General features: G+C 73.1%; 8 protein-coding genes. 6 read left to right on the top strand and 2 right to left on the bottom strand.

Going from position 1 to position 7,562, the window contains the following annotated elements; genetic code table 11:
• Positions 1 to 498: 498 nt before the first annotated feature.
• Positions 499 to 957 (bottom strand): RrF2 family transcriptional regulator, encoded by a 459-nt coding sequence (locus tag FJQ57_RS21930; protein ID WP_139984511.1) that lies wholly within the window; start codon positions 955 to 957, stop codon positions 499 to 501.
• 202 nt (positions 958 to 1,159) lie between these two features.
• On the opposite strand from FJQ57_RS21930, the gene FJQ57_RS21925 reads away from it, so the two are divergent.
• Both FJQ57_RS21925 and FJQ57_RS21920 read left to right on the top strand, forming a co-directional pair.
• A complete protein-coding gene (locus FJQ57_RS21925; RefSeq protein WP_139984509.1) occupies positions 1,160 to 3,037 on the top strand; it encodes an acyl-CoA dehydrogenase in 1,878 nt (625 codons plus the stop codon).
• 84 nt (positions 3,038 to 3,121) lie between these two features.
• Entirely contained in the window at positions 3,122 to 3,550 is a 429-nt protein-coding gene (locus FJQ57_RS21920) for a hypothetical protein (protein ID WP_139984507.1), read from the top strand.
• Here FJQ57_RS21920 and FJQ57_RS21915 read toward each other — a convergent pair.
• On the bottom strand, positions 3,547 to 4,413 hold the full coding sequence (locus FJQ57_RS21915) for a LysR family transcriptional regulator ArgP (protein ID WP_139984505.1): 867 nt from the start codon (positions 4,411 to 4,413) through the stop codon (positions 3,547 to 3,549). The genes FJQ57_RS21920 and FJQ57_RS21915 overlap by 4 nt on opposite strands.
• Before the next feature lie 70 nt (positions 4,414 to 4,483).
• Here FJQ57_RS21915 and FJQ57_RS21910 point away from each other — a divergent pair, with 70 nt between their 5' ends.
• Genes FJQ57_RS21910 through FJQ57_RS21895 form a run of 4 tightly spaced genes read left to right on the top strand, consistent with a single transcriptional unit; the run spans position 4,484 to position 7,536 of the window.
• The gene (locus FJQ57_RS21910) at positions 4,484 to 5,083 is read left to right on the top strand and encodes a LysE/ArgO family amino acid transporter (RefSeq protein ID WP_139984503.1); all 600 of its coding nucleotides are present in this window, start codon (positions 4,484 to 4,486) and stop codon (positions 5,081 to 5,083) included.
• A gap of 42 nt (positions 5,084 to 5,125) precedes the next feature.
• Positions 5,126 to 5,725: a hypothetical protein gene (locus FJQ57_RS21905; protein WP_139984501.1), complete on the top strand. Its 600-nt coding sequence runs from the start codon at positions 5,126 to 5,128 to the stop codon at positions 5,723 to 5,725.
• A gap of 39 nt (positions 5,726 to 5,764) precedes the next feature.
• Positions 5,765 to 6,595, top strand: coding sequence for a maleylpyruvate isomerase family mycothiol-dependent enzyme (locus tag FJQ57_RS21900; RefSeq protein ID WP_139984499.1), 831 nt, complete (start codon positions 5,765 to 5,767; stop codon positions 6,593 to 6,595).
• A complete protein-coding gene (locus tag FJQ57_RS21895; RefSeq protein WP_139984497.1) occupies positions 6,592 to 7,536 on the top strand; it encodes an oxidoreductase in 945 nt (314 codons plus the stop codon). The genes FJQ57_RS21900 and FJQ57_RS21895 overlap by 4 nt, the downstream gene beginning before the upstream one ends.
• Positions 7,537 to 7,562: the final 26 nt, after the last annotated feature.

The following is a 7,562-nucleotide window of genomic DNA, read 5'->3' as shown; positions in this document are numbered from 1 at the left end:
ACACAACCGCAGCCGACGAGGCGGTCTCGAGACAGGCGCCAGCGCGCCTTCCTCGACCACCGAGTGGCCCGATCAGCTCCTCGGCCGACCCACACGGAGGTCGAGGAGGGACGAAGTCCCGTCTCGAAACCACACGACCGCAGCCGACGAGGCGGTCTCGAGACAGGCGCCAGCGCGCCTTCCTCGACCACCGAGTGGCCCGATCAGCTCCTCGGCCGACCCACACGGAGGTCGAGGAGGGACGAAGTCCCGTCTCGAGACCACACGACCGCAGCCGGCAAGGCGGTCTCGAGACAGGCGCCAGCGCGCCTTCCTCGACCACCGAGTGGCCCGGTCAGCCGGTCGGCCCCGACCCCCGGGAGGCGCCCCGACCACAGCAGGACCGGACCACAGGGCGCACGACCCGGCGTCCGGACCGCCCGCCGTACCCAGCAGGCGGCAGCGAGCCCAGGTGGCGCGGGCGAGGCGGACGCGGGAGCCCGCAAGACTCCCGACAACTCAGTGCGGCAGCCAGGCGTCGTCGTCGGCGGTGCGGGAGGTGACGGCCTTGGGGAGCTTGCCGTCGGAGAGCTGCTGGATCGAGACCTCCTCGAACACGTCGCGCAGCGAGCGGCGGGCGGCGATCCAGACGTGCTGGAGGACGTCGGCGCGCTCGTTGTAGCTGACGGACTCGGGGCGCAGGCCGTAGACGGACACGAGGGGTCCGTCGACGGCGCGGATGACGTCGGCGACGGAGACGTCGTCGGCGGGGCGTCCCATGCGCCAGCCGCCGGACTGGCCGCGCTGCGACATCACGATGCCGGCGCGGCGGAGGTCGGCGAGGATCGCCTGCAGGAAGCCGTGGGGGATCTCCTGGAGCCGTCCGAGCTCCTCGGCGCTGACCGCCTTGCCGTCCGCGCGTCCGGCCATCTCGATGAGGGCGCGCAACGCGTAGTCGGACTTGGCGGAAACTCGCATGTCCAGAGTCTGTCAGATATCTCGGGTCAGGTACTGGACCAAAGGGGGGACGACGTGCAGGTCGCCGCCGCGGAGACGCTCGCCACCTCTGTGCCCGAAGTCTTGCGAGCCGCTTGGCTGCCCTCGTACCATGAAGTTACTCATCAGTAGAACCCGCCGGTAGCACGATCGCCCGGCCACCCCCGAGCAGCGAGGAACACCCGTGAGCCACTACAAGAGCAACCTGCGCGACATCGAGTTCAACCTCTTCGAGGTGTTCGGTCGCGACGAGGTCCTGGGCACCGGCCCGTTCGCCGAGATCGACGCCGAGACCGTCCGCGAGATCCTGGCCCAGGTGGAGTCGCTCGCGACGAACGACCTCGCGGCCTCGTTCGTCGACTCCGACCGCAACCCGCCGGTCTTCGACCCGCAGACCAACACCGCGCCGCTGCCCGAGTCGTTCAAGAAGAGCTACCAGACCTGGATGGACTCCGAGTTCTGGCGCCTGTCCACGATGGCCGAGCTCGGCGGCACCCCGGCGCCGAGCAGCGTCGTGTGGGGCATGGGCGAGATGGTGCTGGGCGCCAACCCGGCGCTGTGGATGTACGGCGCGGGCTCGATGTTCGCCGGCATCGCCTACAAGAACGGCACCGACCGCGACAAGAAGATCGCCGAGCTCATGGTGGAGCAGGGCTGGATCGGCACCATGGTGCTGACCGAGCCCGACGCCGGCTCCGACGTGGGCGCGGGTCGCTCCAAGGCCACGGCCAACGCCGACGGCACCTGGAACATCGAGGGCGTCAAGCGCTTCATCACCTCGGCCGAGTCCGACCTGACCGAGCAGGTCATCCACTTCGTCCTCGCCCGCCCGGTCGGCGTCGAGGGCGCGGGCGGCCCCGGCACCAAGGGCCTGAGCCTGTTCATCGTGCCGAAGTACCACTTCGACCTCGAGACCGGTGAGCTCGGCGCCCGCAACGGCGCCTACGTCACCAACGTCGAGCACAAGATGGGCCTGAAGGTCTCCAACACCTGCGAGCTCACCATGGGCGACCCGGGGGTCGGCGGCGGCGAGGCGTGCGTCGGCTACCTCCTCGGTGAGGTCCACGACGGCATCGCGCAGATGTTCCAGGTCATCGAGAACGCCCGGATGATGGTCGGCACCAAGGCCATCGCCACCCTCTCCACCGGCTACCTCAACGCCCTCGACTACGCCAAGAGCCGCCTCCAGGGCGCCGACCTGGCCAGGTCGGGCGACAAGACCGCGCCGCGCGTCACGATCACCCACCACCCCGACGTGCGCCGCTCGCTGATGACGCAGAAGTCGTTCGCCGAGGCGATGCGGGCCCTGGTCATCTACACCGCGACCTGGCAGGACCAGATCGCGATCATCGAGCACGAGGGCAGCCAGCACGGCGAGCGCGCCGACGACTACAAGCTCGCCCACGCCGTCAACGACCTGCTGCTCCCGATCGTCAAGGGCTACGGCTCGGAGCGCTCCTGGGTGCTGCTGGGCACCGAGTCGCTGCAGACGCTCGGCGGGTCGGGCTTCCTGCAGGAGTACCCGGTCGAGCAGTACGTCCGCGACGCCAAGATCGACACCCTGTACGAGGGCACCACCGCGATCCAGGGCCAGGACTTCTTCTTCCGCAAGATCGTCAAGAACCAGGGCGCCGCGCTCGGCCACGTGGCCGCGCAGGTCCAGCAGTTCATCGACAGCGAGGCCGGCAACGGTCGCCTGAAGAACGAGCGCCAGCTGCTCGCCACCGCGCTCGACGACGCCAACGCGATGGTCGGCCACATGATCAACGACCTCATGTCGGCCCAGGGCGAGATCTCCAACATCTACAAGGTGGGTCTCAACACGACCCGCCTGCTGATGGCCCTCGGCGACCTGGTCTGCGCCTGGCTGCTGCTGCGCCAGGCCGAGGTCGCGCTGACCAAGCTCGGCGGCGACGCCGGTCGCGACCAGGCCTTCTACGAGGGCAAGGTCGCCGCGGCGCAGTTCTTCGCCCGCACCAACCTGCCCCGCCTGACCGCGGAGCGCGCCATCCTCGAGGCCACCGACCTCGACCTGATGGAGCTCGACGAGAGCGCCTTCTGACGCCCCTCGCACCACTCCCCAGCTGACCCGTCGTCATCCACGGCGGGTCAGCGTGGTTTTCGGCGCGTGGGGCAGGGTGGGCCCATGCGTCGCCCCGCTCTCCTGCTCGGCCTCGTCCCCCTCGCCCTGGTCGTCCCGGGCTGCGGGCTGCTCGGCGACGACAGCGGCGGCGACCTGCCCCAGGGACCCGTCACCGTCGAGGAGGGCCAGGCCTTCTCGCTCGACGGGTTCGACCTCGACGGAGGGTGGGCGCCCGAGGTGGACGACTCCGGCGCGACCGTCTTCGAGATCACCGGCGAGAACGTCGCCAACACCGAGCGACGAGGGGCGTACCTGGTCCTGTCGATGTCCTTCTATGCGGGCGGCGACCTGCTGGACGACGTGACGTGCCGCGACACCCGCGGCCCAGGCATGACCGGCGTGCGCCGGGGCGACCGGGTGGAGCTGGAGTGCCGGAGCTTCACCACCGAGGACCTGTCGACGGCCGACGAGATCCGCGTGGCGGTCGCCTAGCCGCCGGCGGCCTCGAACGCCGCCCGCACCGCCACCGTCAGCCGGTCGAGCAGCCCGGAGGCCACGCGCCACCGCTGCCAGAACAGCGGTACGTCGACGTGGTCGCGTGACGAGAGCGGCACGAGCGCACCGGAGGCCAGGTCGGGCTCGAGCTGCGCCGGCGGCAGCAGGCCCCAGCCGAGCCCGAGCCGCACGGCCTCGTGGAAGTCGGCCGAGGTCGGCACCCGGTGCACGACGGGCGGGTCACCGAGCCCGCGCGCCGCGAGCAGGTCGCGCTGCAGGGCGTCCTTGGCGTTGAACACCACGACCGGCATCGACGCCCACTCGGGGCCGCGCCCGCGGCGCCACCGCTCCGCGAAGGCCGGCGCCGCCGCGGGCCGGTAGCGCACCGACCCCAGCGGCTCGACCCGGCAGCCCTGGACCGCCACCGGGTCGGAGGTGACGGCACCCAGCACCTCGCCGCGGCGCAGCAGGTCGGCGGAGAAGCCCTGGTCCTCCACGTGCAACCGCAGGGAGACGCCCTCCCAGCCGGCCACCTCGGCCACCACCCCGCGGAACCACGTGGCGAGCGAGTCGGCGTTGACCGCCACCGCCAGGTCGAGCGCGGCGGCGCTCCCGCCGACCACCGCGGCGGCCTCGGCCCGGAGCAGCTCCCACTGCCGGGCCAGCCGCACGAGCGGCTCGCCGGCCGCGGTGGCGGTGCACGGCGCCGTACGGCGGACGAGGACCTGGCCCGAGGCCGACTCGAGGGCCTTGATGCGCTGGCTGACCGCGCTGGTCGTGACGTGCAGGTGCCGAGCCGCCGCCTCGAACGTGCCGTGGTCGACGATCGCGGCCAGAGCGGCGAGCTGCTCGGGGTGCATGCAGCGATGCTAAACCGTGTCAAGATCATGTCGTTGGACTGAACGACAGGGCGGCCCTAGCGTCGACCCCGTGACCGCCTCCGCCCTCGCCGGCCTGCTCACCGGGCTCGGCCTGATCGTGGCCATCGGGGCGCAGAACGCGTTCGTCCTGCGCCAGGGGCTGGCCCGCCGCCACGTCGGCCCGGTGGTCGCGGTGTGCGCGGTCAGCGACCTGCTGCTCATCGCCGCCGGTGTCGCCGGCATCGGCACACTGGTCGAGCAGGCCGGGTGGCTGGTCGACGTCGTGCGGTGGGCGGGCGTCGCGTTCCTCACCTGGTACGGCGTCAGCGCGCTGCTCCGGGCCCGCCGGGGCGGATCGCTGCAGGCCGCGACGGGCGGCTCGGCCACGGCCGCCACCGCGGTGCGCACGGCCCTGGCCCTGACCTGGCTCAACCCGCACGTCTACCTCGACACCGTCCTGCTGCTCGGCTCGGTCGCCTCGGCCAACGACCACCGGTGGTGGTTCGGCGCGGGCGCGATGACGGCGAGCGTCGTGTGGTTCACCGGCCTCGGGTACGGCGCCCGGCTGGCCCACCGCGCCCTGTCGACCGAGCGGGCGTGGCGGGTGCTCGACGTGCTGATCGGGCTGACGATGCTCCTCATCGCGGCCGGTCTCGCCCGCGGCGCCTGAGACCGGGGTTGACCACCCGGCCGGAGGGCAACACTGCCCGGCATGTCGCAGCAGCCGCCGTACGGACAAGACCCCTACCGGCAGGACCCCCACCAGCCGTACACGCCGTACTCCGCGGGCGGCTACCCGAACCCCTACCAGGCCTTCCCGCCCCGCCGGGACCACACGACCCGCAACATCCTCCTCGCCGTCGGCGGCGTCATGCTGCTCGGCTGCGGCGGCCTGGTCGCGCTCGTGGTCTTCTCCGTCGCCCGGGTCGGCGACTCCTTCGACCGCACCTACCCCGGCTCGATCACGCAGGCGCTGACGGTCGAGGAGGGCGAGGGGTTCAGCATCCGGGGCTTCACCTACGACGAGGGCTGGAGCGTCTCGACCACCCCGCAGGGCAACCTCGAGGTCGGGCCGCTCGAGGTCACCAACGAGCGCCGCGACGAGGAGGCGGAGTCGGTCTCGCTCACCTTCCGGCTCTACCAGGACGACACGCTGCTCGACACGGTCCGCTGCGACGGCCCGGCCTCGATCCCGTTCGAGCGGAGCGCGGCGCTCGACTGCACCGGGTTCCTGGCCCCGGAGGGCGCCCAGGTCGACGAGATCGAGGTCTACGACAACACCTACTACGACTCCGAGTACCGCGACGACTGACCGCTCCCCGGCCGGTCCGGAGTCACTACAGTCGCGGCCATGAGCGAGCCCGACGACGCCCGCCTCGCCGCCTGGGTGGAGACCTGGTGGCAGGCCGTGCAGGACTTCTGCGCCCTGCTCGACGAGGTCCCCGACGCGCAGTGGACCACCCCCACCGACCTCGCCGGCTGGGACGTGCGGGCCTGCGCTGCCCACACCGCCCACCTGGAGTCGGTGCTGGCCGGTCGGCCCGAGGAGACGGCCGAGGTCGGCGAGCCGCCCCACGTCACGGGCCTGATGGGCCTCTACACCGAGATCGGCGTGGTCAACCGCCGCGACGCCGCGCCGGCCGACATCGTGGCCGAGATCCGCGAGGTCACGGCGCTGCGCCACGAGCAGCTGCTGGCCGACCCGCCCACCGACCCCGCGGCCCGGCCGACCACGATCTTCGGCGGCGTGCCGTGGACCTGGGAGACGCTGCTGCGCAACCGCCCGCTCGACGTGTGGATGCACGAGCAGGACGTGCGCCGCGCGGTCGGCCGCCCCGGCGGCCTCGACTCCCCCGCCGCGGCGCACACCGCCGACTACCTGGCCGAGGGTTTCGGCTACGTGCTGGCCAAGAAGGCCGCGGCCCCGCCCGGCACGACCGCCGTGCTCGACGTCGAGGGCAGCCCGACCCTGGCCTTCGCCATCGGCGACGACGGCCGCGGCCGGCGGTTGCCGGACCTCCCGGCCGACCCGACCCTGGCGCTGCGGCTCGGACGCGAGGCGTTCGTGGTGCTCGCCGGCGGGCGGCGTACGGCGGAGGAGCTGGGGGCCGGCGCGGTGACCGTCGAGGGCGACGCCGACCTCGGCCGGCGCGTCCTGTCGGTGATGGCGACGACCCCGTGAGGCCGGCGCCGACCGACCGCTGGACGCTCGCCGACATCCCCGACCAGGCCGGGCGCACGGTCGTCGTCACCGGTCCGTCGGTCGGCGGGCTCGGCCACCACACCGCGCTCGAGCTGGCCCGTCGCGGCGCCCGCGTCGTGCTCGCCGGCCGCACGGCCGGCAAGCTCGACGAGACCGCGCGCAGCATCGCCGCCGAGGTCCCGGGAGCCGGGCTCGACACGCTCGTCGTCGACCTGTCCGACCTCTCCTCGGTGCGCCACGCGGCGGCCGCGGCGGCACGGTTCGGCGCGATCGACGTGCTGGTCAACAACGCCGGCGTCATGGGCACCGCGCGGGCCCGCACCGCCGACGGCCTCGACCTGCAGCTCGCGACCAACCACCTCGGCCCGTTCCTGCTCACCGGCCTCCTGCTCCCGCAGCTGGTGGTCAGCGGCGCGGCGACCGTGGTGACGGTGTCCTCGCAGTACCACCGGTACGCCGGCCGCGCCCCCCTCGACGACCCGACCCGCCCGGGGCGCGGCCCCTACCGCACCTGGCGGGTCTACGGGCAGACCAAGCTGGCCAACCTGCTCTTCACCGCCGAGCTCGACCGGCGCTGCCGCGAGGGCGGCGTGCCGGTCAAGGCGCTCGCGGCCCACCCCGGGTTCGCGGGCACGCACCTCGCGGCCAACGGGCAGTACGGCCGGTCCTCGGGCGGCGTCGCCTCGGTCCTCGACGCCGCGGTCCGCGCGGTCTCGCAGTCCGCCGCTGCCGGCGCCTGGCCGACCCTGATGGCCGCCACCGCCGACCTCCCCGGCGGCACGTACGTCGGCCCGAGCGGCCCCGGCGAGATGGGCGGCCCGCCCCGGGTCACCGCCGGCAGCCGGCTCTCGCGCGACGAGCGTGCGGCCCGCGAGCTGTGGCAGCTGAGCGAGCGCACGACGGGCACCACCTATCCCTGACCGCTGCGGTGGCGTGGCCTCGAGAC

The sequence above is a fragment of the Nocardioides litoris genome (genome assembly GCF_006346315.1).
In the GTDB taxonomy this organism is placed as follows: Bacteria; Actinomycetota; Actinomycetes; order Propionibacteriales; family Nocardioidaceae; genus Nocardioides; species Nocardioides litoris.
This window is presented reverse-complemented; position numbering and strand designations above follow the sequence as displayed.

Coding starts and splice junctions, on each gene's coding strand:
- FJQ57_RS21920 (WP_139984507.1), top strand. CDS start 3,122: ATGCGTCGCCCCGCTCTCCTGCTCGGCCTCGTCCCCCTCGCCCTGGTC.
- FJQ57_RS21915 (WP_139984505.1), bottom strand. CDS start 4,413: ATGCACCCCGAGCAGCTCGCCGCTCTGGCCGCGATCGTCGACCACGGC.
- FJQ57_RS21905 (WP_139984501.1), top strand. CDS start 5,126: ATGTCGCAGCAGCCGCCGTACGGACAAGACCCCTACCGGCAGGACCCC.
- FJQ57_RS21900 (WP_139984499.1), top strand. CDS start 5,765: ATGAGCGAGCCCGACGACGCCCGCCTCGCCGCCTGGGTGGAGACCTGG.
- FJQ57_RS21930 (WP_139984511.1), bottom strand. CDS start 957: ATGCGAGTTTCCGCCAAGTCCGACTACGCGTTGCGCGCCCTCATCGAG.